Below are 25,654 nucleotides of genomic sequence, written 5' to 3' on the forward strand. Positions count from 1 at the left end.
ATTAATCCAACTCAAACTTTATGAAACATTACAGGCAATATATTAACGGACAATTTGTGGACTCTAAGTCCACATCGGTTATTGAAATATTAAATCCGTGTACTGAAGAAGTGATAAGTACCATTTCTACAGGCACCGTTGAAGATGCAAATCATGCACTTGAAGCAGCTCAAGCAGCTCAGCCAGCATGGGAAGCATTACCAGCAATACAAAGAGCGAGTTTTTTACATAAAATGGCTGATGTTATTAGAGAAAATAGAGTGTTTTTAGCTGAGACATTGTCCAAAGAGCAAGCCAAAGTTATTGGTTTAGCACAAGTTGAAATTGATGTAACAGCAGATTATTTTGACTATAATGCCGGTTGGGCAAGACGTATTGAAGGAGAAATTATTCAAAGTGATCGTGAAAAAGAACACATTTACCTTCATAAAGTGCCAATTGGAGTCTCTGTAGGTATTTGTCCTTGGAATTTCCCGTTTTTCGTAATGGCTAGAAAAGTGGCGGCCTCTTTAATCACTGGAAATACATGTGTTATAAAACCTAGTTCTGAAGCACCAAATACAGTCATGGAGTTTGCAGATTTTATTCAAAAAATTGATTTACCAGCAGGGGTTTTAAACTTTGTTTGTGGAGCAGGTAGAACAGTTGGAAATGCGCTTTCAAAAAGTCCAATTACGGGTATTATCAGCTTAACAGGAAGTGTTGGTGCAGGTCAACAAATTATAACAGCAGCAGCAGAAAATATCACTAAAGTATCTTTAGAATTAGGAGGAAAAGCACCAGCAATTGTTTGTGCAGATGCTAATATGGAATTAGCTATAAACTCCATAGTGGCATCAAAAGTTATTTTTAGCGGACAAGTTTGTAACTGTGCAGAACGCGTTTATGTAGAAGACAGTATTTATGATGAATTTGTTGAAAAAATCACTAAAAAAATGAGTGAAGTTACTGTTGAAGATGCTCTTACAGGAACAAATGCAGACATGAGTAGTTTAGTTTCTAAAGCTCAGATTGATAAAATTTCTGAGATGGTTGAATTTGCTAAAAAAGAAGGAGCAGAAGTTTTAGTAGGAGGTAAGCGTCATGAAAAATTTGATAGAGGATATTTTTATGAGCCAACACTTTTAACGAATGTTTCTCAACAGTCTGAAATTATTCAAGAAGAAGTATTTGGACCCGTATTACCAGTTATGAAATTTGATACTTTGGATGAAGCTATTGCCTTATCAAATGATTGTCAATTTGGATTAACATCATCTATATTTTCAGAAAACTATAATAATATTATGCGTGCTACAAATGGATTACACTTTGGTGAAACGTATGTGAATAGAGAGCACTTTGAGGCTATTCAAGGGTTTCACGCAGGTTGGAAAAAATCTGGAGTCGGTGGTGCTGATGGTAAACACGGCATGGAAGAATATTTACATACGCGTGTGGTGTATGCTAAATATTATTAATATAAATCATACAAACCCAAAGCAAAAAACTCAGCTAAATTTAGCTGAGTTTTTTGTTATATAATTTTAGACACAAATTAATTACACTAAAAGAACGGTTAAACTCATAGCGCCATGAGCGCCAACAACCAGACATTGTTCAATATCTGCTGTTTTAGAAGGCCCTGAAATAAAAACACCAAAATCCCGGTCTCTTTGGCTAATATTGTCATATGCTTGAAGCATATGCAGACATAGTTTTTCTTTTTCAAGAATAATAACCAAATCGTTAGTTATAAATGGAAGTGCACGTACCATACTATTATCGGCAGTCACCCATATGGCACCATTTTCTGAAACACCAAGTTCTCCTTCAACAATAGCTAGATCTATATTTTCAAGATTATGAGGATCTGTATCTTTTGAAACTGAAACTGTTCCTAAAGAAGATTTTGTGGTAACAGAAACAATATGTTTTGCGTTTGAATATAATGCTTTGATCTCTAAATCAATAGCTTCCTTTTCAATCTCTTTTATGTTACCCCCTACTAAAGCGATGTTACTTTTAAATACATCTTTTAAATTAATATCTTCAGCAAAAGCATCAGCATTAATTTTTGGAATAGGGAGTAAATCTGGTTTGTTTTCTTTGATTGATTTTAAAATAGCTTCTCTACCCATCTTTATTTCGTTTTTTGAACCATTCATCAAAATTTTCATTTTTTATTTCTGGTAAATCTCTCGCTTTACCCCAAGCATTTAATTTATTGTATATCATAAATTTTGGTGCATGTTTTAAAGCAAATCGTGCAGATTTACCGGCAATAGCGTATAGATTTGGTTTTGATAACACAACCCCAGCCACTTTTAAAATAGACTTTTTTATAATAGGTTGTTTTTGTTCTTTAACAATAACTTGTCGCCATTTATATAGCTGCTCATGAATATTGATTTTTACAGGACAAACATTAGAGCAAGAGCCACATAAAGTTGAGGCAAATGGTAATGAACTGTGCTTTTTCATATCCTTTCCAGGAGATAATATAGACCCTATTGGACCAGGAATAGCATAATCATAACTATGGCCGCCACTTCGTCTATAAATTGGGCAGGTGTTCATACATGCTCCACAGCGAATGCAATGCAGTGAAGCCCTAAAATCTTCTCTACTTAATTGTTCCGTTCTTCCATTATCAACAATAACAATATGCATTTCTTTGCCTTCTTCTGGTTTGTTAAAATGCGAAGAATAAGTTGTAATAGGTTGTCCAGTTGCGCTTCTTGCTAACAAACGTAAAAACACACCTAAGTGTTTTTCTTGAGGAATGATTTTCTCAATACCCATGCAAGCAATATGTACTTTGGATAGATGCACGCCCATATCAGCATTACCTTCGTTTGTGCAGACTACAAAGCCACCAGTATCTGCCACAGCAAAATTAACTCCGGTAATAGCAACATCAGCTTTTAAGAATTTATCTCTCAAATGTTTTCGTGCTTCACTAACTAAATATTCAGGGTTTCCTTGGCTAGGTTTAGTCCCCAAATGTTCTTGAAATAAAACATCAACTTCTTCCTTTGTTTTATGAATAGCAGGAAGTACTATATGACTTGGTGGTTCCTCAGCCAATTGCACAATGCGCTCACCCAAATCGGTGTCAATAACTTCAATGCCCTTCTTTTCCAAAAAAGGATTTAAATGGCACTCTTCAGTAAGCATAGATTTACTTTTAACTACCTTTTTAGCCTGATGTTTATCAAGAATACTACCTACAATTTTATTGTGTTCTTCAGCATTTGAAGCCCAATGGACAATTACACCATTTTTTTGTGCGTTGGATTCAAACTGAACTAAATATTCATCTAAATTTGATAGAACGTTAGCCTTGATACCTGATCCTAATTCACGTAAATACTCCCAACCTTGAACTTTATGAGCTGAAGTATCCCGTTTCTCTCTAACATACCACAAGGCTTTATCATGCCAGTTAACTTTAGCTTCATCTTTATTAAATACTTCTGCTTTTTCTGCGTGATTCATAATTATAAACTACTGTTTAATATTTCGGCAATATGCATCACCTTCAAGGGTTGTTGGTTTCTATTAATTAAACCTTCTAAATGCATTAAACAAGAATGATCTGCGCCCGTTACTACTTGAACATCACTATCGAGATGATCTTTAATACGATCTTTTCCCATTTTTACTGATATGGCTTCTTCAAAAACCGAAAATGTACCGCCAAAACCACAGCATTCGTCTTTTCTGTTTAAAGCCATTAATTCAAGCCCTTTTACCCCATTTAATAAATCTTCTTCTGTTGAGAAATGAATACCCATAACTTCAGAACAAGAACCTAACTTAAGACCTCTTAAGCCATGACAACTTTTATGCAGACCTACTTTGTAAGGAAATGATGCACCTAGATCAGTTACCCCAAGTATTTTTACTATAAACTCGCACAGTTCATAGGCATTATCTCTAACCTTTTTTACTTCTGGTGTTTGTTCTAAAATATCAAAGTGATGTTTAACATGATATATACAGCTGCCTGAGGGGCCAACGATATAATCATAGGCTTTAAAATTTTCAACAAATACTTTACAGGCTCCTTTTGAATCCTCCTCATATCCAGAATTCCCTAAAGGTTGCCCACAACAGGTTTGCCCTTGAGGATAATATACATCAACATTAAGTTTTTCCAGCAATTCAAGTGTGGCTATGGCTACTTGTGGGTATAACTGATTGATATAGCAAGGAATAAATAAACCTACTTTCATCTCTATTTTTATTAAAAATTTACTCTAGTATAAACTAGAGTAAAAGTAGTGTATTCTTAAAAACTAGCTGTCCTGTTCTAACCCGTAAAAGATTAATTTGTTTTTTAGATTTTATTTTTAGATTTTTTCGTTCTTAAGATTTAAAAAAAGGGGTTTTTAGAAATTTAAAAGAACCAATAGATTCCCCGATTTTTAGAATACCATACAGTACAGGATAGAGTTTTAATAAGTACAGTATATTTTCGTCAGAACTATTTAATTATGAATATAATTTTTTAAAGTTCAATATTAAGTATATTCATTTTTGTAAAAGCTAAATTAAAAAATCTAACTAAACCAAAATCATGTCACAATACCAACAAGAATTAGATACATTAGAAGCTGAAGCTGGAGGAGAATTTGAAAGAACTCCAGTACCTCAGTCCAAATTAAAAGGCTGGAAAAGTTTTATTGGTATGTATGCCGGAGAGCATGCAGCCGGAACTGAGTTTATGATTGGTCCTTTATTTTTAACAGCAGGTGTTAGTGCTTTTGATTTGATTGTTGGATTACTAATCGGTAACCTTTTAGCCGTTTTAAGTTGGCGTTTTTTAACTGCTGAAATTGCAGTAAAGAATAGGCTAACCTTATATTTTCAATTAGAAAAAATATGTGGTAAAAAATTAGTGACAGGTTATAATTTAGCAAATGGTATATTGTTTTGTTTCTTAGCAGGGTCTATGATTACGGTTTCTGCTACGGCAGTAGGTATTCCGTTTGATATGCCAATGCCCAAATTAACGGATACTATGCCAAATGGGGCAACTTGGATCATTATTGTTATTTTAATTGGAGCAGTTATTTCAATAATCGCAGCCCGTGGCTATGATACAGTAACTAAAGCGGCTAACTGGATGTCTCCAATTATTGTTGTAGCCTTTATTGCATGTGGTATTGTTGCTCTTAATCAATTAGGTGTAAGTAGTTTTTCTGATTTTTGGAATATTTGGGGAGAAGGTTCAGATCCGTTTCCTGGGCAAACAAAATTTACATTTTGGCATGTCGTAATTTGGTCATGGTTTGCTAATGGTGCTATGCATATTGGAATGTCTGATTTATCAGTATTTAGATTTGCAAAAAAAGCCAAAGCAGGATGGACAACAGCAGCTGGTATGTATGTTGGTCATTATATGGCTTGGATAGCAGCGGCCTTGTTATACGCAGTTTATTTAAAATCTCCAGAAGCGCAAGCCTTTTTAAGTGTTGGGGATGCGCCACCTGTAGCACCAGGTCCTTTAGCTAATAATGCAATTGGTATATTTGGTATTATTGCAGTAGTATTGGCTGGTTGGACAACTGCTAATCCAACTATTTATAGAGCAGGACTAGCATTTCAGGCTATTTTACCAAAATTATCTACAGCAAAAGTGACTATATTGGCAGGTACAGTAGCTACAATAGCAGGTTTATTCCCTGCGTTTGCAATGAAACTTTTAGGATTTGTTGCACTTTATGGTTTTATTTTAGCACCTTTTGGAGCTATCATAGTTTTTGAGCATTTCTTTCATAAAAAAGTAGGGATTACTAAAAACTATGCGGAAGTAGCTAATCTATCCTTTAATAAATCTGTGTTTTGGGCATGGGCTGTTAGCTTTGGAATATTCTATTTTATATCGGTTCAATTTGATGTGTTTTTGTCATTTGTAACACTCCCTGCTTGGTTATTATGTGGTATTCTGTTTTTGGTATTGAGCAAATATTCTCAAAAGAAATAGTTCTGTAAATAAAATATAATAACTGTAATATTAAATGTGAAAAGATTTTGAAAGGAAGAAAAATACATTAAAATAATTTTTTTGATGATTAATTTTTTCTTGTGAAATAAAAAAATAATAATAAAAATTCTAGTCATTATAATTTTATTATTATTTATCAATCCTGTCCTAAGTAAATTTTGGACGCACTAAATCTAACCATTTTACTGTTTTGGACTTGCAACAAAAAGTCGGACAAATTTTCTAAGACCTATGCTACATATTTAAATTGATAAAATTCTAGTTCTATTTCATGTGGAGTTTTATATCCTAATGAAGAGTGTAATCGCTTTTTGTTATAACATATTTCTATATACTCAAAAATGGACTTTTTTTGCTAAAATCAAAGCATTTAGAGCACAGTTTAGAGGAGTGAGAAACATAGATTTCTTCCTTTTTAGGCTGACTAATATTTTTGCTTAAACACAACAATTGTTCTTGATCCATGGTTTTGCTTGATATAAAAGGAAATCAAAAAACCCTATAAACATAATGTTTATAGGGTTGAATAAATCTTGGCGGAGAAAGAGGGATTCGAACCCCCGGAGGTGTGACCCTCAACAGTTTTCAAGACTGCCGCATTCGACCACTCTGCCATTTCTCCTTGAGTGCCTTATCAGGCTATTTGCCTGAATGCGGGTGCAAATATAACGTCCTTTTTCATTCTATTCAAATAAAAACTCAACTTTTTCACAATAAATTTTACGTATTTTCCAATGTGCATATTTTATATATCAATACAGTAAAAAGAAAATTGCAAACCTTATTTTTGCAGAAATACATCACATCATAATGGATACTATAAAACAGCTTGAGTGGCGGTACGCAACAAAAAAATTTGATGCCTCCAAAAAACTTTCAAAAGCTAAATTAAATGTTATAACACAGGCTTTTAACCTAACAGCAACCTCTTTTGGTTTGCAAACTATTAAGCTAATCGTTATCGAAGATAAGAAAATTAGGGAGCCACTGGTCGAAGCAGCATACCATCAAAGCCAAGTTTTAAACGCCTCACACTTACTCATTATTTGCATCCAAAAGAATATTGAAGACGACGATGTTAAAAACTATTACAATAATATAAAAGACATTCGCAACACCCCAGAAAATATTTTAAAACCTTACAGAGAAGATTTAATTAGCATGATGCAGGGTATGTCGGAGCAAGTTGGCCAGCAATGGTCTACCAATCAAGCTTACATTGCACTTGGTAATTTAATGACGGTCTGCGCTATCGAAGGTATAGACTCTTGTCCAATGGAAGGTTTTTCGTCAACAAAGTACGATGAAATTCTTAAATTAGACGAAAAAGGATTGAAATCAGTGCTGCTTTTACCAATAGGTTATCGCGCCGAGGATGATATGTTTGCAACATTCAAAAAAGTTAGAAAACCCATAGAAGAAGCCGTTATAATAATATAAATCATTTGGACGTTACCACAAGGGTCGGGCTTTCGGCAGTCGCTTTTTTGTGTTGCATAGGTGCAACAACACAAAAAGAGCTCCAACAAATGCCTCAATCCCTAACGCAAAAGCAACGTCTTAATGCAACATTATAGAAAATTAGAATATGCCAGGATTTGAATTATTTGGAGAATTAGAACGAAAAGAAGTAAACGATGTATTAGATAATGGTGTGCTTATGCGCTATGGTTTCGATGGCATGCGTAAAGGCCATTGGAAATCTAAAGAACTGGAGCAAGAGCTTCAAAACACCTTTCAATCCAAATACGTACAGTTGGTATCAAGCGGAACAGCAGCGGTTACTGTGGCGTTAGCCTCGGCAGGCGTTGGTGCTGGTGATGAGGTTATTATGCCAACTTTTACATTCGTAGCCAGTTTTGAAGCCATTATGATGCTTGGTGCCATTCCAATATTGGTCGATATTGATGATACTCTAGGATTAAGTCCAGAAGCTGTTGAAAAGGCCATCACACCAAAAACAAAAGCTGTTATGGTCGTGCAAATGTGTGGTAGTATGGCAAATATGGATGCTCTGCAAGCTATTTGTAACAAGCACAATTTACTTTTGGTAGAAGACGCCTGTCAAGCAATTGGCGGAAACTATAAAGGAAAACCGCTAGGAAGCATAGGCGATTTAGGCTGTTTTTCATTCGATTTTGTGAAAACCATTACCTGTGGCGAAGGTGGTGCAGTAATTACCAATAACAAAACATATTATACAAATGCAGACCATTATAGCGATCATGGTCACGATCATGTTGGCAACGACCGGGGTGCGGAAACCCATCCGTTTTTAGGCTATAATTTCCGTATTTCAGAGTTGCATGCCGCTGTAGGTTTGGCACAGGCAAAGCGTTTGCCAGAATTTCTTGAAATTCAAAAACGCAATTTTAATATCATTAAAGAAGCCTTAGCTGATATTCCAGAAGTAATATTCAGAACAGTTCCTGAAGGCGGCGAAGAAAGTTGTGCATTTTTAAACTTCTTTTTACCAGATTTAGAAACTGCAACAAAAGTTTCGCAAGCATTTAGCGAAAAAGGAGTTGATGCCTGTTGGAATTATTACAATAACAGTTGGCATTATATTAGAAAGTGGGATCATCTAGAAGATTTAAAATCGCTGCATCCAATTTCCACGGAAGTGAAAAAAGGTTTAGAATATCTTCAAACAGAATCTTTTGAAAAATCTGACCACTATATAGCCAGAAACATATCTTGCTTAATAAAATTATCTTGGACAGAGCAGGAGGTTAAAGAAAGAGCTGGTAAGATGGTAGAGGTTATTAACTCAGTACTCCAAACAAATTAAAGCATCACGTAAAGCAAATACTAATAAGGTTTTGGTTATTGTATTCGCTCTAATGCCTTATAGTGTCTCGTTGTAGTTAAGAGCCATACATTTATCTAGTTATGTATGGTTTTTTAGTGGTTATAAGTTTATTGGCTAAAATTGTAATAAGTAGTTTTGTTTTGAATTTTAGAATAACGCTATGACGTATTACTATAGCAAATTAATAGTTGCTTTACTCTTCGTTTCTCAATATGCTTTTTCGCAACAAATGCCCATTGATTTTTCTATTGCTTCAGATAATTTTAGTGTTTGGGGAGGGGCACATTTGCAACAGTGGCTTCTCCAACGGATTCCAATAATATAGTTGGTCATTTTAATCGCTCAAATTCTACATTAGAACAAGGACATTATATAGATTTAAATAAATCTATCGATTTAGATGTTGAAGATGAAATAACATTAATGTTTTACGTATTCGATCCTAATTCTCATACAATTATAGTTAAACTAGAGAATGGAGTAAATGCCAATATTGAAGAATAGTTAAAAAAGTAATCGTAAATTAATACTTAACATACTCAACAATCTCTAAGCCATAGCCAATTAAACCAACGCGTTTTGTTTGCCCAGTGTTAGATATTAAGCGTAATTTGCGTATGTTTAAGTCATGGAGTATTTGGGCGCCAATACCAAAATCTCTATTATCCATATTAATTTTTGGTGCTTTAGCTATACTATTTGGCTCTTGATGTTCTTTTAAAAAGGATAATCGCTTAAGGATATTCATGGATTGCGATTCTTGATTGATAAAAATAATGGCTCCTTTGCCAGCATCGTTTATAACCTTAAACATATCATCCAATTGCTTATCGGCATTATTGGTAAGTGTTCCTAAAATATCATTGTTAATTAAAGTGGAATTTATTCTAGTAAGGACCTCTTCGTTGTCTTTCCATTGGTTTTTTGTTAAAGCTATATGTACTTGATTGTTAGTTGTTTGCTTGTACGCTCTTAACCTAAAGCTTCCAAAACGGGTTTCAATTTGAAAATCTTCTTTTTTCTCAATTAAAGAATCGTGTTGCATTCTATAGGCTACTAAATCTTCAATAGAAACAATTTTTAAATCCAGGGTTTTAGCCACCTCAATAAGTTCAGGTAATCTAGCCATGGTGCCATCTGCATTCATGATCTCTACAATTACACCCGCAGGTTGTAAACCAGCTAATCTAGCAAAATCTATTGCAGCTTCAGTATGCCCTGTTCTACGTAAAACACCACCTTCTTTAGCTACCAATGGGAATATATGTCCAGGACGTGCTAAATCAAAAGGCTTGGTTGTGCTATCTATAAGTGCTTTTACCGTTTTTGCTCTATCGCTTGCAGAAATACCTGTAGTTACTCCATGTCCTTTTAGGTCTACAGATACGGTAAAAGCCGTTTCCATAGGGTCGGTATTATTACGTACCATCATGTTAAGCTCTAATTCTTTACATCTGGTTTCTGTTAGAGGAGCACAAATAAGACCTCTACCATGAGTGGCCATAAAGTTTATCATTTCTGGTGTTACCTTATCGGCAGCAGCCAAAAAATCACCTTCATTTTCTCGATTTTCATCATCAACAACAATTATAACCTTTCCGTTTCTAATATCGTCAATAGCTTCGTGTATAGTATTCAACTTAAACTTAGTTTTACTTTTTTGTGTCATGGTTTCTGCAATCATAATGCAAAGATATCGCTATTTTAGAGATTCTAAACAGTTTAGTTTTAAGTCTTCCTTTATCTTTTCATTTAGGAATATATAAGTGAACATGTATAACGGGAGTCCTAGCAGTAAAAGAAAAAGTTTTGGCTTCTTGTGTTTTTTATTGATGTGATTATAAAATTGGGAAGCATTAATAAAAGACTTTGTAAAGTAAATGATAAACAGCACAAACGAAACAATGCTAAGCTGAATTGATGCTGTTGCCAAAGGCAATAACTTATTGTTTTTAAATACAAAGAACAATACCAGTAAAATAACACCAATACTATATAGTGTTATTGCAAATTTAGCGTGGTCTTTGTAATTGGTTTTTATGGCTTCAGAAGCTTCATAACTTTTATTGATATGTATTCCATTTTCTTGAAATTGAGTTATTGAAATGCCTCTGGAATTTAAAACTTTAATTGCTTCATATCTGCTAGTCTCTTCATGTCCCAAGGTGTTGTATTTATTGATGACATCAATTAATTCGCTATTGTTGTAATTATACAGAAACTTATAGTCTACGGTGTCTTTTTCTTTAATTTTGAAAGCTCGTTTTAGAGGTTCCATAATACCGTCAAATTCAAATAAACCTCTGTCTGCCGTGGCTCTTTTGGTTAGGAAAACCCCAAGAGGTAGCATAACCAATGTTGAAAACCAACTGGCTAATATGGGATTAAAGTCTCCTGTTTTAGCGCTGTTTGTAGCAAAAATGCCAATAAAATGATAGCTTAAAAACAATAGTATAGCAATTACCATTGGCAATCCAATACCACCTTTACGTATTAAAGCTCCTAATGGCGCTCCAACAAAAAATAAAATAATACATGCAAAACCTAAGGCGAATTTTTCATGTAAAGAAATAACATGTCTATTGATCCAAGCTTTTGAGGTTTGAACAGAGGATTTCTTCGAATTAATAAATTGTTTGGAATTCGATATGGTTCTTATGGTTACATCGACTAATTTAATCTTGTTTTTTGTGTCAAATAGATCTAAAAGAGCACCTGAATAAGCAGAATCCTTAACCGTGTTTTTTTGTTTTATCTTATTTAAAACGCCAGCGCGCTGATGTAGATTTTTAGAAAAAGCTTCATGATCAGATTCACTTTTTTCAACAAGCGAATCTATAGTTTTGGTTAAACCCGAAATAGGGAGCATATTATAATTGTCGGTTTTCGTTTTTTCATCAAAATCAACATCATTAAGTGTTGACAAGTCAATATTGATAATCTTTTTTTCGAAGCTGCTCTTTGCAAATGGGTTTTTGTTTTTGTCTTTTTGTTTTGTTCGAGAAACATCGCTATAATAATGCCCGTCAAATAAAATAAGTTTTATAACCTCTGAGTCTTCATTACTAACCAGTTTACCTGTTTTAGATTTAATAGCGGTAGCGTTAGTTCTTCCGTTTTTTCCTTTAATGTGTATGGTTACATCTATTAGGTCTCTTTCTCCTATTTTTTTAGCAAATTTTATATTGTAAGTACCAACAGGATTAAATTGTCCTTCTGCAAGCAGCATAGCGGGCTTAAGTTTAGCTATATTTCTTCTTAGATTATAAGAATTAAGCTCTGCCCAAGGAATAACATTATTTGAAAAGAAAAAGGTGGTAATGGCTAATATGACTATAAAAACACTAAGCCCTGACATAGCGCGCTGTAATGAAATGCCAGTGGATTTCATGGCGGCAAACTCATAGTTTTCAGCAAAACTTCCAAATACCATAATGGATGCTAAAAGAATGGTAAGTGGCAATACAAGCGGTATTAGTTTGGGCATAAAGTAAGCTAAAAACTTTACGATAACCACAATATCCAAATCTTTACCAGCTAACTCTTTAATATATAACCAAATAGTCTGTAATACAAAAATCATCATGAGAATGACAAATACGCTGATAAAAGTTTTGAGGTATGTGGTTAGTATGTAACGGTCTAGTATTTTCACACGTTTAAATTTTGTTAATCATTTGCTTAACAAGCTAATTATAAAATTAAGAATCCCGATAGCTATCGGGATAACCACTGCGTTCTCATATTAAAAATCTTTTAAAAAAGATAGAAATAGTTTTTAAAATTTGTTATTACTCGTTTCAAAGGATGTGCCTAATCTAGTTTGTTGATGTAATAATCTTTATACTTATTGGAATCAAAGGTAAATAAGGTTTTTGATAATGGCGCGTTTGTTTTAAAAGAATTAACAACAAGCGTAGTTTTAGTGCCGTTTTTACCAACTTGAATTAAATTGTAGATGTGCTTTGTTTGTGCATCAACACCTAAAAGAATGGTCTTGATTTCAGAATTAGAGTCAATGGGTGTTAACTTTACATATTGAATTTTTCTTCCATTTATATTTTGTTCAATATCATAAGAATATGTATAGCCTTCTTCATAAAAAGATAACATTTTGCTAGGTGTGATGGCGTCATTTTCTTCATTATTTTCAGTTGATATAGTCACTTCTTCATCTTCAGTGCTAATATTATATAATGTTTTACCGTCAAAAAGACGTGTAACACCAAGAATGTTTAATCTATACTTATCGCCTTGCATAACAACATCACCTTTAGTTTCTTGTTTAATGTTTTCAGAAGTATTTTCCAATATGTATTTAAAGTCTAAGGCAATATTCTCATAACTTTTTACTTTTTCTGAAACTTCATTCAACAAGGATTTGGCTTTGTTTTGAGCAAATACATTTACTGAAAGTATTATCAATACTATGGTAATAATTTTTTTCATTTTTTAAAATTATATTTCGTCTTCTAAAAATTTATCTAATGCCAATAAATCTGTTATTAAAACTTGTCTTGCTTTACTGCCTTCAAAAGGACCAACGATTCCCGCCGCTTCCAATTGATCAATTATTCTACCTGCTCTATTATAGCCTAGCTTTAATTTTCGTTGTAATAATGATGCTGAACCTTGTTGTGCTGTTACAATAACAATGGCCGCATCTTTAAATAATTTGTCTCTGTCCGAGATGTCTATATCAAGACTTGTGCCACTTTCCTCTCCAACATATTCAGGTAGCATATAAGCTTCAGGATATGCTTTTTGAGAGCCAATATAGTCTGTTATTCTTTCAACTTCTGGAGTGTCAACAAAAGCACATTGAACGCGAATTAGATCGTTGCCTTGTGTATAAAGCATATCGCCACGTCCAATAAGTTGGTCCGCTCCAGAACCATCTAAAATAGTTCGAGAATCAATTTTAGATGTTACTCTAAAGGCTATACGTGCAGGGAAATTGGCTTTAATAATACCTGTAATCACGTTAACAGAAGGTCGTTGCGTTGCAATAATTAAATGTATACCAATGGCACGCGCTAATTGTGCTAAACGCGCAATTGGGGTTTCAACCTCTTTTCCTGCGGTCATAATTAAATCCGCAAACTCATCAACCACCAAAACAATGTAAGGTAAAAATTGATGTCCGTCATTTGGATTTAATTTTCGTGCTTTAAATTTTGCATTATATTCAGCTATATTTCTACAAAATGCATTTTTAAGCATTTCATAGCGGTTATCCATTTCAATACAAAGGGAATTTAATGTGTTAATAACCTTGGTGTTGTCTGTTATAATAGCTTCCTCACTATCGGGCAATTTTGCTAAATAATGACGCTCAATTTTATTAAAAAGTGTAAGTTCTACTTTTTTAGGATCTACTAAAATAAATTTTACTTCAGCAGGGTGTTTTTTATAAAGTAATGAGGTTAAAACGGCATTTAACCCAACAGATTTACCTTGACCCGTTGCTCCAGCCATAAGCAAGTGCGGCATTTTTGCTAAATCGACAACAAAGGTTTCGTTGCTAATTGTTTTTCCTAAAGCTATTGGCAGCTGCATTTCGGAACTTTGAAATTTCTTTGATGCAATTACCGAGCGCATCGACACAATCGTAGAACTTTTATTTGGCACTTCTATACCAATAGTACCTTTTCCAGGAATAGGTGCTATAATACGAATACCAAGCGCAGAAAGTGATAAGGCTATATCATCTTCTAAATTTTTGATTTTTGAAATACGAATACCGGCTTCGGGAACAATTTCATAAAGTGTTACCGTAGGCCCTATGGTTGCCTTGATACTCGCAATTCCAATTTTATAATTGCTTAACGTGTCAACAATTTTGTTTTTGTTTTCTTCAAGTTCTTCTTGGTTTATGGTAATGCCTTCAGTATCATATCTTTTAAGAAGATCTAGTGGAGGGTATTCATATTTTGCCAATTCAAGCGTAGGATCAAATTGACCAAAATCTTCAACTAGTTTATTGGCAAGATTATCCGTTTCTGAAACTTCTTCTTTAATAACTTCAACTTTAATCTCTAATTCAGGTTCTTCAATGTCTTCTGGCTCAGCCACTTTTACTTCTAGTGGAGCAGATTCTGTTTTAGGGGTAATGTGTTTTTTTACAGGAGCTTCTTTATTTTCTAAAGGAATTTCAAAAGCGGATTTAAAAGCTTCTGCTTCATCAGACAAATTATTGTCTACTGGTATAATAACACCATCCTTTAATTCTGAAAACTCTTTTTTGATATTTTTCTTAGCAGATTTAAAAATACGGGTAAAGCTTTCAAAAGTAACCTTAAAACGCATTGCTAAATAGGTTATTAACCCGAATAGCAATAGGAGTGAAACACCTATTTTTCCTATGTAATCTTGCAGAAAACTATTTGTTTCAAAACCAACGGTTCCGCCAAGAATATCATTTTTGTTTCCGAAAAACCCTAAAAGAATAGATAGCCAAATGATTATTAAAACGCCCCAAAACCAATGCTTTCTAAGTTTAGCTTTATTGATGTTCATTAAAACGTAAACTCCTGATAGGAAAATTAATCCAGAAAAAATAAAAGATGCTACTCCGAAACCACGTTGAATAAATAAGTCGCTTAACCAAGCACCAGATTTGCTTAACCAGTTTTGGGTTTTTGTATCGCGAGAAGCAAAATCGGATAGCGTACTTTGGTCAGCTTCGCCTGTAAATAAAAACGAAATAAATGCAATTAATAGGAGTAGTCCAGAAATAATAAGAAAGCTGCCTAAAACCAGTTTTTGTTGGCTAGACAACTTAAAACTAGGTGTTTTAGTTTTTTTTCTGGGTGCTTTTTTAGATTTTGGTTTGCTTTTCGCCATTAATGCAATACGGTTTCAAAATGAGATCCTGAAACAAGGCCAGGACTGAATCGATAAAAACGATTCAGCAAAAATACAAATTACTAACGTTAACGGAACTTTATTTTGAAAAATAGCAAAAGCAATGTAAACAAAATATTTAGTTGAGTTAGTCTCTATGAAAATTGAGATCTTTTTAATTAAGTTTTATCCACTCATGTAAATTAAAAAACCTTAGGAAGGTATAAAATAAACCCAATAATGATAGAAAAAGTCGAAGCAATAAAAACCGCACCAGCCGCAATATCTTTTATTAAACCAATTTCCTTATGATGTTCTGGATGAATAAAATCAGCAATGGCTTCAATAGCGGTATTTACACCTTCTAAACTTAATACTAAACCAATGGCTAAAAGTTGAATAGTCCATTCGGTTGTAGAAATATTATAATAGAATCCTGCCGCTGTAACTAATAATGCAATAGATAACTGGACTTTTATACTGGCTTCTGTTTTTAAAAGTAAAACAGCACCTTTAAATGCATAACCAATACTTTTTATTCTATTAATAAAAAATGATTCTTCTTTTTTATTCATCTAATAAGGCTTCTAAAGCAGCTTTGTAATTTGGTTCATCAGTTACCTCTTGAACTTGTTCGGTGTGCAAAATCTTCCCATCTTTATCTAAAACTATAATAGCTCGAGCTAAAAGTCCACGAATTGGTCCATCGACATAAGTTAAATTATAATTCTTACCAAAATTACCATCTCTGAAGTCAGAAAGATTTTCTACATTTTTAATGCCTTCTGCACCACAAAATCTAGCCATAGCAAATGGTAGATCCATTGAAATACACAATACTTTTGTGTTTTCTAATTCACTAGCTTCTATGTTAAACTGCCTAACAGAAGCCGCACAGGTACTTGTGTCAATACTGTGAAAAATATTCATGATAACTCTAGAGCCTTTATAATCACTTAATTTTTTATTTGATAAATCAACTGCTGCTAATTCAAAATCAGGTGCTTGACTTCCCACTTCTGGTAATTCTCCTTTAGTATTAATTGCGTTTCCTTTTAATGTTACTGTTGCCATTTTTTTTGTTTTTAAATTCGAAGTTAAAAATAGACATTATACTTATAAATTAACGTCTGAAATTCTTATTAATTTATAACAAATGAATAATTAATATCTATGTGTAATCGTTTTGTTATAACGAAGATTTATTCTTAAATAAGTATAATCAATTTTTTTAATGTCGGATCAAAGCAATAATTGATTAATTTAGAGACACTAAATATAAAACCTAAAATCATGGATACAAATAGTCATAGTGGGGATGCAAGTAAATGCCCATTTTTAAGCGGTGACCAAAAGAAAACCGCGGGCCGAGGCACAAACAACAGAGATTGGTGGCCAAATGAATTAAAATTAAATATTCTAAGGCAGCATGCTCCGAAGTCTAATCCAATGGGAGAAGAATTTGATTATGCAAAAGCGTTTAACAGTGTTGATTATGTAGCATTAAAACAAGATGTTATTGATTTAATGACAGATTCTCAAGATTGGTGGCCTGCAGATTATGGGCATTACGGAGGATTAATGATTCGTATGGCATGGCATAGTGCAGGAACTTATAGGGTTGGTGATGGAAGAGGTGGGGCAGCTTCTGGAAATCAGCGTTTTGCTCCATTGAATAGTTGGCCGGATAACGGAAATTTAGATAAAGCTAGATTACTACTATGGCCTGTAAAAAAGAAGTACGGAAATAAAATTTCTTGGGCAGATTTAATGATTCTTGCGGGAAACTGCGCTTTGGAATCTATGGGTTTTAAAACTTTTGGTTTTGCAGGTGGACGTGAAGATGTTTGGGAGCCAGAGCAAGATATTTATTGGGGAAGTGAAACGGGTTGGTTAGATAACGATGAACGGTATGACACCAGCGATGGCGATTTAGAAGGTCATTTAGGAGCCGTGCACATGGGATTGATTTATGTGAATCCAGAAGGTCCCAACGGAGAGCCAGACCCTTTAAAATCAGCACATGATATTAGAATCACTTTTGGTCGTATGGCTATGAATGATGAAGAGACTGTGGCTTTGGTTGCTGGTGGACATACGTTTGGTAAAGCCCATGGAGCTGCAGATCCTGATAAATATGTTGGACCAGAACCCGCAGGCGCTCCTATTGAAGAAATGAGTACAGGCTGGAAAAACACTTTTGGAACAGGTGTTTTAGATGATACCATTACAAGTGGCTTAGAAGGTGCCTGGACGCCAAGCCCGACACGATGGGACGATGAATATTTTGATGTATTGTTAAATTATGATTGGGAATTAACTAAAAGTCCTGCTGGGGCACACCAATGGACACCAACAGCGGCATCAAATGCGCGAATGGCTCCAAAAGCAGGAGACCCAAATGGTAAGCAAGCGTTAATGATGTCTACGGCAGATATGGCCTTAAAAATGGATCCTGGTTTTTTAGAAATATCAAAACGTTTCCATAATGATCAAAAAGCTTTTGAAGATGCTTTTGCACGTGCTTGGTACAAGTTAACACATCGTGATATGGGACCAATTAATAGATATTTAGGTCCAGAAGTCCCTAAAAAAGAATTACTATGGCAAGACCCAATTCCTGAGGTTAATTATAATTTAAGTGATGCAGATATAGCGTCATTAAAAAAGATGATTTTGGCGTCTGGTTTATCAATATCTCAATTAGTAAGGACTGCTTGGGCATCGGCATCTACTTTTAGAGGTTCAGACATGCGAGGAGGCGCCAATGGTGGTCGTATCCGTTTAGCGCCTCAAAAGGATTGGGAAGTGAATAATCCTTCGGAATTGAATAACGTTCTTAATGTTTTAGAAGGTGTTCAAAATGAATTTAGTGGCACGATTTCTATGGCAGATTTAATCGTTTTGGCTGGTACTGCTGGAGTAGAAGAAGCTGCTAAAAATGCTGGACATCATATAAATGTACCTTTTGCGCAGGGTAGAGGCGATGCGTCTCAAGAACAAACCGATTTAGAGTCTTTTGGCTATTTAGAACCATTGGCAGATGGATTTAGAAATTATAAGAATTCAAAATTAAAAGTTGTAGCTGAAGATGTATTGGTTGATCGCGCTAATCTATTAACGCTTTCAGTTCCTGAAATGACGGTACTTGTTGGTGGTTTAAGGGTATTGGGCGCAAATTATGATGGGTCTGATTATGGTGTGTTTACAGATAATGTTGGACACTTAACGAATGATTTCTTTTCTAATATTTTAGATTTTACATACACTTGGAGTGCTACTTCAAATAACGATACTGTTTTTGAAGGACGTGATCGTAGAACAGGCGAAGTGAAATTTAAAGGCACCCGTGCCGACTTAATTTTTGGTTCTAATACCGAATTAAGAGCAGTGTGTGAAGTTTACGGTGCTAACGATGGTCAAGATAAATTTGTTAAAGACTTTGTTGATGCTTGGACTAAAGTGATGAATTTAGACCGTTTTGATTTAAAATAATTAGATGAATAAAAGTTTTAATTGGGATGGGTGTTACAATACGCTTATCCCAATTTTAGTTTTGTCATCCCGGACTTGAGGCGGAATCCACTTTTTTTTGAAAATTATAAGATTTATGAATGATATTAATTTTTTCTTTGGGGCTATTCAGTCTGGTGAAAAAGACCGTGTTGAAGTACTATTGAAATTACACCCAAATTTAGTAAGCACTAAAGATGCCAGAGGATTTACACCTTTGATTTTTGCCTCTTATTTTGATAAAAAAGATATTGTTGAAACACTCTTAGATTTTAATGCTAAAGTAGATGCAGCAGATGGTTCTGGAAATACCGCACTTATTGGTGTTGCTTTTAAAGGAAATACAGATTTGGCTTCTATTTTAATAAAAAAGGGGGCGGATGTGAATGCTCAAAATAATCTTGGGATAACACCGCTGATTTTTGCAGCTATGTATAATCAAACTAAAATGGTGGAATTATTGGTTAAGAATAAAGTTGGTATTTCTCTTAAGGATAATGAAGGAAAAACAGCTTTGGATTATGCAGTGGAAAAAGAGTTTGAAGCTATTGTAGAACTTTTGAAATAGAATTTTTTATCGGAATTAAAAGGAAAGTCTCTACTTAGCCCATTTATATAGTAGGGAACAGTTATGGTCGGTACAAAGAGCGACGGTTTTGATGATTAATGAGCCGAGTACGAAATCCGTACGCTCGGTGGTGTGAGAGCCTCACTCTGTCAGTTTCTGGCAGAGCCGTCAACTCGATAAACATGTCGTTTTTATTAGCTTTAACTTCTTACTTTTTTATGTTTTCAATATCTACGCCTAGTTTTTTTAGCATTTCAATCCCATATTCATAATCTGGATTTAAATCAAGTAGCTTCTTGTAATTGGTAATTGCTTTCCTCTTTTTGTTGCTTTCCATCAATACAAAAGCGTAATTATCATAAACACGCCATGAATCAGGAAATGCTTTTACATTAAGCCAAAAAATTGCCCGTGCTTCTTTAATTTGACCTTGTATATAGAAATGCGCGCCTAATTTGTCGAGTTCTGACTCCTTAAAATTGAATTCATCCTGATGATTTTTTTTCAGGTTCCAGTATGATTTAACGGCTTTATTAATACCATCCTGAGCAAAGATTTGGTTAAGTTTATTGCCAATTGACGGTTTAATATTTTTTAATTTCAATTTGGCATTTAAGAGATGGAATCCAATATTGTCTACTCCAAAATTGGAATTGGAAAGAATCACTACACCCAGGTCGCCTCCATTTATAAAGCCAGAAAAAGATCTGTAACCACCTGTGCCTCCATTATGCCAAACTAGTTCCATATCTGCTACTTGCCTGGTATGCCATCCCAACCCAACTGAACCATTTATTTGCTCACTTGATTTTGTATAAGACAATTGCATGGCAGGGAGAAGTTTACTTTTTTCAATTCCCATATTGGCGGCAATAAACTTAAGCATGTCAGTGGCTGTCGAACGAATGGCACCACCGGCACCCAGCGCGCCCAAGTCCCAGTTTTCAACTTCCAATCCCAAACTGTGACCCATTGCAAGGTTTTGATACATATTTGGTGTAAAAGTAATTCGTGTATTTTTCATATTTAACGGTTTTGCAATCCTTTGCACCATTAATTCCTCATAAGTTGAATTACACTTTGCGGCTAAAACTTCACCTAATAATCCCATCGCATAATTAGAGTATTCTTGTTTCGAACCAATATCCCGAGTCAGTTCATACCCGTCCAGAAAATCATATAAATGCTTTTCAGTGTAACCAAAATACGGATTAGCCGGATTTTCATTATTCATATTATCTGGCATACGAGGTAATGAAGAGGTGTGATTGGCCAAGTGAACCAGTCTTATGGTATCCCCATTTCGAGTTGGAGAAGTAATACCATCGGGTAATAGTTTTTGCAAAGGAGTTTCCATACTTACTTCTCCTTTTACAACCATGTCAGCAAGTAAAATACCCGTAAAGGCTTTTGAAATAGAGCCAATTTCGAAAGTAGTATATTCATCTACAGGCTCTTTTGTTTCCGAGGATTTTACACCATAGCTGTAAAAGGTAGTACCATGTGAATTGACCATACCTACCACAATTCCAGTATTGCTTCCTTTTTCAACACGTTTAACAATATTTTCTTTTACATCATCAGGTATTTCAGGTTTTTGAGCGTGACAAGTTTGGCTAAAACCAAGCAGAAGGACCAAAAGTATTACTGAGTGCTTTAACATGATACAACTATTTTATTGGTTAGTAATGATTTTCGAAATGCAAGTTAACTAAGGCAGATATCAAATTGTTTTAATATTTAATACCCGACGTTACTGAAACAATCCCGATAGTTATCGGGACAGCACCTGTAAACGAAGGTAGCCGATTTTTTCTACAAACCCAAATTTCAATTTAAACAAAAAAACCACCCTGCTTTCGCAAAATGGTTTTGTAATACAACTAATTTTCCTTTTTCAATTATTTGTCAATGGAACCCATAACACGGCACATAAAATTATTTAGAGCTTCTTTTTTAGGTGTTCCAGATTTCGTCATTTTATGAACTTCAATAGCGCCATACATGTTAGAAATCAATTCGCCAATAACATCTAATTCTTCATCTTTTAAAGATGGAACTTCTGTTAGGGCTTCAAGCGTTTCAATGGTTTCAACAACAAAATCTTCGTCGTTTTCTTCAATAAACTGTGTAAGATGCTTAATTACTGGTAACTTCATTTACTAAATCTTTTAAAACATCAAATTTGTTCGTTTGCACTTGATTTACAAACGCTCCGTTTTTAAAAGTTGCAAACGTTGGTAAATTATCAACAGTTGCTAACTTTCTACTTTCTGGAAACTTTTCCGCGTCAGCGATAACAAAAGTAACACCTTCCAACTCTGAGGCTAGTTTCTTTACTTTTGGTTTCATGATTCGGCAATTTCCACACCAAGTAGCTGAATACTGTACTACAACTGTGTCATTTTCTGCTACAAGGTCTTGTAAATTATCTTGTTCCAATTCTTTTACCATAATACTTTAATTTTCAATGTCCAAATTCTAAATTCAATGAGAGGGTTTTGGAATTTAAACTTTTTGGAATTTTTTAGTTCACATGGGCCGTTAAGTATTCAGCAACACCATCTCTGTTTTCCTTCATCGCATTTTTGCCTTCTTCCCAGTTTGCTGGACAAACTTCTCCTTTTTCTTGAACGTGTGTTAAGGCATCTACTAAACGAATGTATTCATTTACGTTTCTACCTAAAGGCATATTGTTTATGCTTTCGTGTTGTACAACACCATCTTCATCAATAATGTAAGTGGCTCTGTATGTTACGTTATCACCTTCAACTTGAACAGTTCCAGTTTCTTCATCGTAAGTTTCGTTAGTGATATCTAAAATGCCTAAAACACTAGATAGGTTTCTGTTACTATCAGCTAAAAGCGGGTAAGTTACGCCTTCAATACCACCATTGTTTTTTGCTGTGCTTAGCCATGCAAAGTGAACTTCAGGTGTATCACAAGATGCGCCAATAACGATTGTATTTCTTTTTTCAAATTCACCTAAAGCAGCTTGAAATGCATGTAATTCTGTTGGACATACAAAAGTAAAATCTTTTGGATACCAAAACAATACTACTTTTTTCTTGTTGTTAACCGCTTCTTCTAGAACGTTTACTTTAAAAGTATCGCCCATCTCGTTCATTGCGTCAACGTTTAAGCTTGGGAATTTTTTTCCTACTAATGCCATTTTGTATTTTAAATTTTATAATTAATGATTCGTTTTCTGTATGCAAAAATAGCTTAAACTAAAGAAGATGAAACCTCATAAAATTTTAAATACTTATTGATTAATAGTAATTATTTATGCTTGTTGAAAATGAGACGATTAGCTGGTTATTTTGAAGAATTTAATTGTTTTATTTTAATTGAAAATGCAGCAAATAGTAATGTTGTAAATGGGCTTAACCAGTTGAAGATTGCATACACAAAATACTGACTTACATCTACACCCAAAACACCAGATTGGTAAGCACCGCAGGTATTCCAAGGAATTAACACTGAAGTTACTGTGCCAGAATCCTCTAAAGTTCTACTTAAATTTTCGGGTGCTAAACCTTTATCTTCAAAAGCTTTTTTGAACATTTTACCAGGGATAACAATGGCTAAATATTGGTCTGATGCAATCGTGTTTAAGCCTAAACAACTAATTACGGTGCTTGCAAATAATCCAAAAACAGTTGTGGCCACAGATAATAAAGCGTTCGTTATTCTAGAAAGCGCTCCAATGCCATCCATAATACCGCCGAATACCATAGCGCAAAGAATAAGGTAGATTGTCCAAAGCATGCCTTTCATGCCGCCCGCAGAAAAGAGGTCGTTTAGTTTCTCGTTTTCTGTAGTTATTTGTGTGTCTGTAAAAATGGAAGTAATTATAGATGATAATTTTGAATCTCCTAAACTATTTAAAAGCTCTGGTTGAAAAATAAAAGCAAATACTGCTGCTAATAAAATGCCTGCACCTAAGGCTATTAATGGTTTTGTTTTTAAAAGTATTAATCCGATGACAGCCAACGGAACTAGAAATAGCCATGGCGAAATATTAAAAGTTACATATATAGTCTCTAATAAATTACTCACATCTGCACTACCAGAAGTTGTAATAGTAAAACTTAAAATGCTAAAAATAATTAGTGTTACCATTATAGTTGGCACTGTTGTTAAGCTCATATATCTAATATGTGTAAACAAATCGGTTCCAGCCATAGCAGGAGCCAAGTTTGTGGTATCGCTTAACGGCGACATTTTATCTCCAAAATAGGCGCCGGAAATAACGGCACCAGCAATCATTCCTGGGTTTATCCCTAATGCAGTACCAATACCAACAAGTGCGATTCCAACCGTTGCAGAAGTGGTCCATGAACTACCTGTAGCAATAGAGATTACAGCAGAAATTATTACCGATGCAGGTAAAAATATTTCTGGACTTAAAACCTGTAAACCATAATACACCATAGCAGGTATTACACCACTAACCAACCATGTGCCAGCCAATGCGCCTACTAAAAATAGGATCATTACTGGGATAAAAACACTCTTTAGATTTTCCCATATTTCAGATAGCATTAAGTTTATGGAAACCTTATTAAAAAAACCAACAATTGCTGCTACACCACCACCTAGAAGTAAAATGATTTGATTGGTATAGGTTCCTAGCCATTCTTGACCTTCAACAAAGAATATATTATACGCTAACAGACCCATTAATATAACAACTGGAATCATAGCTTCCATGAAGTTCAATGCTTTGTTTTCAATAATATTTTGATTATCAGCCTTGAACTCCGAAATATGCTTTTTGTCTTGCATTTAGAAAAATTTAGTCACGTAATGTTACGATTTTCGTTGATGGTATGCAAATAGAAATAGTTCAGTACTTTTGTGTTTCATTATTTAGAAGTAAATGGATTCGTTAACCCAAATTGTATTAGGTGCTGCTTGTGGAGAAGCGGTACTTGGAAAAAAAATTGGTAACAAAGCTTTGTTATTTGGCGCCATTGGCGGTACAATTCCAGATTTAGACGTTTTTGTTGGAAATTGGCTTTATGGTAATGAGATTGACGCTATGTTATTCCATAGAGGGTTTATGCACTCCATCTTGTTTTCCGTTTTGGCAGCATTTTTTCTAGGGTGGTTGGTCCATAAATTATACAACTCAGGAAAACGATTGCATACTACCACTCAAAACGATTGGATTAATTTATTTTTCTGGTCGCTATTCACGCATCCAATTCTAGATTGTTTTACGCCCTATGGCACACAATTATTTGCGCCCTTTAGTAATTACAGAGTGGCGTTTAATAATATTGCCGTGGTAGACCCTATTTATACTTTGCCATTTCTAATTTGTATGATTGTTTTGATGTTTTTCAAAAGAACATCTTTTAATAGGCGTTTTTGGTTGAAGTTTGGACTAGGAATAAGTTCTTTCTATATGCTTTTTACTTTCGGGAATAAAGTGTACATGGATTCGGTATTTAAAGAATCCTTAATTAGCAAAGCATTGGATTTTAAAAGATACTATACCCAACCAACCATTTTTAATAATGTATTATGGTATGGCGTAGCCGAATCAGACTCGTTATACTATGTTGCTTATTATTCTTTGTTAGACAAAAAAAGCCAATTTATAGATTTTAAAGCATTACCTAAAGAAAAGGCATTAACAGCAGAAAAGTATCCCCGAATAAAAGATTTGGCTTGGTTTAGCAACGACTATTATAGTATTTATAAAATTGGAGATAATGAATATCAATATAATGATTTACGATATCCGTTGACCAATGAAGAAAACTCTAAATCTTCAGTTTTTAAGTTTCTACTTTATGAAGAAAACAATCAAATAAATATGAAACCTTTTAAGCGTAGTGAAGACAATATATCTGATGCTTTAAGTGCCTTGTGGATTCGTCTTAAAGGAAAATAAAAGCCTTTCTTA

Annotated in this window: 22 protein-coding genes, 1 tRNA gene and 1 pseudogene; 8 read left to right on the forward strand and 16 right to left on the reverse strand. The window is 34.3% G+C overall.

The features are described from left to right. Nucleotides 1-20 precede the first annotated feature (20 nt). Nucleotides 21-1,460: an aldehyde dehydrogenase gene (gene aldA, locus ABD935_RS09500; RefSeq protein WP_345191704.1), complete on the forward strand. Its 1,440-nt coding sequence runs from the start codon at nucleotides 21-23 to the stop codon at nucleotides 1,458-1,460. A gap of 81 nt (nucleotides 1,461-1,541) precedes the next feature. On the opposite strand, the gene ABD935_RS09505 is transcribed toward aldA, so the two are convergent. Genes ABD935_RS09505 through ABD935_RS09515 form a run of 3 tightly spaced genes read right to left on the reverse strand, consistent with a single transcriptional unit; the run spans nucleotide 1,542 to nucleotide 4,220 of the window. Next, on the reverse strand, nucleotides 1,542-2,120 hold the full coding sequence (locus ABD935_RS09505) for a LutC/YkgG family protein (protein WP_345191706.1): 579 nt from the start codon (nucleotides 2,118-2,120) through the stop codon (nucleotides 1,542-1,544). Next, nucleotides 2,113-3,480: a lactate utilization protein B gene (locus tag ABD935_RS09510; RefSeq protein WP_345191707.1), complete on the reverse strand. Its 1,368-nt coding sequence runs from the start codon at nucleotides 3,478-3,480 to the stop codon at nucleotides 2,113-2,115. Before ABD935_RS09510 ends, ABD935_RS09505 begins: the two co-directional genes overlap by 8 nt. Before the next feature lie 2 nt (nucleotides 3,481-3,482). Next, nucleotides 3,483-4,220 (reverse strand): (Fe-S)-binding protein, encoded by a 738-nt coding sequence (locus tag ABD935_RS09515; protein WP_345191710.1) that lies wholly within the window; start codon nucleotides 4,218-4,220, stop codon nucleotides 3,483-3,485. Nucleotides 4,221-4,564: 344 nt separating this feature from the next. Between ABD935_RS09515 and ABD935_RS09520 the strand changes: the two genes are divergently transcribed. Then, nucleotides 4,565-5,974, forward strand: coding sequence for a purine-cytosine permease family protein (locus tag ABD935_RS09520; protein ID WP_345191711.1), 1,410 nt, complete (start codon nucleotides 4,565-4,567; stop codon nucleotides 5,972-5,974). 250 nt (nucleotides 5,975-6,224) lie between these two features. Here the strand turns inward: ABD935_RS09520 and ABD935_RS09525 are convergent. Both ABD935_RS09525 and ABD935_RS09530 read right to left on the reverse strand, forming a co-directional pair. After that, nucleotides 6,225-6,347: pseudogene (locus ABD935_RS09525) on the reverse strand (IS3 family transposase); the annotation flags it as partial. Nucleotides 6,348-6,529: 182 nt separating this feature from the next. After that, nucleotides 6,530-6,617 (reverse strand) — tRNA-Ser (locus ABD935_RS09530). A gap of 188 nt (nucleotides 6,618-6,805) precedes the next feature. Here ABD935_RS09530 and ABD935_RS09535 point away from each other — a divergent pair. The 3 genes from ABD935_RS09535 (at nucleotide 6,806) to ABD935_RS09545 (ending at nucleotide 9,311) form a co-directional block, all read left to right on the forward strand. Further along, a complete protein-coding gene (locus ABD935_RS09535; protein WP_345191712.1) occupies nucleotides 6,806-7,435 on the forward strand; it encodes an NAD(P)H-dependent oxidoreductase in 630 nt (209 codons plus the stop codon). A gap of 148 nt (nucleotides 7,436-7,583) precedes the next feature. After that, nucleotides 7,584-8,786 carry a DegT/DnrJ/EryC1/StrS family aminotransferase gene (locus ABD935_RS09540; protein WP_345191713.1) on the forward strand — a complete coding sequence of 401 codons (1,203 nt, stop codon included), beginning with the start codon at nucleotides 7,584-7,586 and terminating at the stop codon, nucleotides 8,784-8,786. A gap of 291 nt (nucleotides 8,787-9,077) precedes the next feature. Beyond that, entirely contained in the window at nucleotides 9,078-9,311 is a 234-nt protein-coding gene (locus ABD935_RS09545; RefSeq protein WP_345191714.1) for a hypothetical protein, read from the forward strand. A 19-nt stretch (nucleotides 9,312-9,330) separates the two neighbouring features. Here ABD935_RS09545 and ribB read toward each other — a convergent pair whose 3' ends face one another. The 6 genes from ribB to tpx all read right to left on the reverse strand — a co-directional run bounded on the left by ribB (nucleotide 9,331) and on the right by tpx (nucleotide 16,727). Next, the gene (gene ribB / locus ABD935_RS09550) at nucleotides 9,331-10,476 is read right to left on the reverse strand and encodes a 3,4-dihydroxy-2-butanone-4-phosphate synthase (RefSeq protein ID WP_345191716.1); all 1,146 of its coding nucleotides are present in this window, start codon (nucleotides 10,474-10,476) and stop codon (nucleotides 9,331-9,333) included. Nucleotides 10,477-10,506: 30 nt separating this feature from the next. Beyond that, nucleotides 10,507-12,462, reverse strand: a complete 1,956-nt coding sequence (locus ABD935_RS09555) for an LptF/LptG family permease (RefSeq protein ID WP_345191717.1) — start codon at nucleotides 12,460-12,462, stop codon at nucleotides 10,507-10,509. Nucleotides 12,463-12,620: 158 nt separating this feature from the next. Next, a complete protein-coding gene (gene lolA1 / locus ABD935_RS09560; protein ID WP_345191719.1) occupies nucleotides 12,621-13,256 on the reverse strand; it encodes an outer membrane lipoprotein periplasmic chaperone LolA1 in 636 nt (211 codons plus the stop codon). Nucleotides 13,257-13,265: 9 nt separating this feature from the next. Beyond that, on the reverse strand, nucleotides 13,266-15,653 hold the full coding sequence (locus ABD935_RS09565) for an FtsK/SpoIIIE family DNA translocase (RefSeq protein WP_345191720.1): 2,388 nt from the start codon (nucleotides 15,651-15,653) through the stop codon (nucleotides 13,266-13,268). A 203-nt stretch (nucleotides 15,654-15,856) separates the two neighbouring features. After that, the gene (locus ABD935_RS09570) at nucleotides 15,857-16,228 is read right to left on the reverse strand and encodes a diacylglycerol kinase family protein (protein ID WP_345191722.1); all 372 of its coding nucleotides are present in this window, start codon (nucleotides 16,226-16,228) and stop codon (nucleotides 15,857-15,859) included. Next, on the reverse strand, nucleotides 16,221-16,727 hold the full coding sequence (gene tpx, locus ABD935_RS09575; RefSeq protein ID WP_345191724.1) for a thiol peroxidase: 507 nt from the start codon (nucleotides 16,725-16,727) through the stop codon (nucleotides 16,221-16,223). Before tpx ends, ABD935_RS09570 begins: the two co-directional genes overlap by 8 nt. A 219-nt stretch (nucleotides 16,728-16,946) precedes the next feature. Here tpx and katG point away from each other — a divergent pair, with 219 nt between their 5' ends. Beyond that, nucleotides 16,947-19,148: a catalase/peroxidase HPI gene (katG, locus tag ABD935_RS09580; RefSeq protein WP_345191725.1), complete on the forward strand. Its 2,202-nt coding sequence runs from the start codon at nucleotides 16,947-16,949 to the stop codon at nucleotides 19,146-19,148. Nucleotides 19,149-19,263: 115 nt separating this feature from the next. After that, nucleotides 19,264-19,734 carry an ankyrin repeat domain-containing protein gene (locus ABD935_RS09585; RefSeq protein WP_345191726.1) on the forward strand — a complete coding sequence of 157 codons (471 nt, stop codon included), beginning with the start codon at nucleotides 19,264-19,266 and terminating at the stop codon, nucleotides 19,732-19,734. Between the two features lie 208 nt (nucleotides 19,735-19,942). Here ABD935_RS09585 and ABD935_RS09590 read toward each other — a convergent pair whose 3' ends face one another. From ABD935_RS09590 to ABD935_RS09610, 5 genes are all read right to left on the reverse strand, one after another. After that, nucleotides 19,943-21,397: a serine hydrolase gene (locus ABD935_RS09590; protein ID WP_345191727.1), complete on the reverse strand. Its 1,455-nt coding sequence runs from the start codon at nucleotides 21,395-21,397 to the stop codon at nucleotides 19,943-19,945. 238 nt (nucleotides 21,398-21,635) lie between these two features. Further along, nucleotides 21,636-21,893, reverse strand: coding sequence for a DUF6952 family protein (locus ABD935_RS09595; RefSeq protein WP_345191729.1), 258 nt, complete (start codon nucleotides 21,891-21,893; stop codon nucleotides 21,636-21,638). Further along, complete coding sequence (locus ABD935_RS09600) at nucleotides 21,874-22,188, reverse strand: thioredoxin family protein (RefSeq protein ID WP_345191731.1); 315 nt, start codon at nucleotides 22,186-22,188, stop codon at nucleotides 21,874-21,876. Before ABD935_RS09600 ends, ABD935_RS09595 begins: the two co-directional genes overlap by 20 nt. Nucleotides 22,189-22,261: 73 nt before the next feature. Next, on the reverse strand, nucleotides 22,262-22,906 hold the full coding sequence (locus tag ABD935_RS09605) for a peroxiredoxin (RefSeq protein ID WP_345191732.1): 645 nt from the start codon (nucleotides 22,904-22,906) through the stop codon (nucleotides 22,262-22,264). Nucleotides 22,907-23,052: 146 nt separating this feature from the next. After that, entirely contained in the window at nucleotides 23,053-24,525 is a 1,473-nt protein-coding gene (locus ABD935_RS09610; RefSeq protein WP_345191733.1) for a Na+/H+ antiporter NhaC family protein, read from the reverse strand. Between the two features lie 94 nt (nucleotides 24,526-24,619). On the opposite strand from ABD935_RS09610, the gene ABD935_RS09615 reads away from it, so the two are divergent. Next, nucleotides 24,620-25,642: a metal-dependent hydrolase gene (locus ABD935_RS09615; RefSeq protein ID WP_345191734.1), complete on the forward strand. Its 1,023-nt coding sequence runs from the start codon at nucleotides 24,620-24,622 to the stop codon at nucleotides 25,640-25,642. Nucleotides 25,643-25,654: the final 12 nt, after the last annotated feature.

The sequence above is a fragment of the Algibacter agarivorans genome (assembly GCF_039543245.1).
Classification (GTDB): domain Bacteria; phylum Bacteroidota; class Bacteroidia; order Flavobacteriales; family Flavobacteriaceae; genus Algibacter_G; species Algibacter_G agarivorans.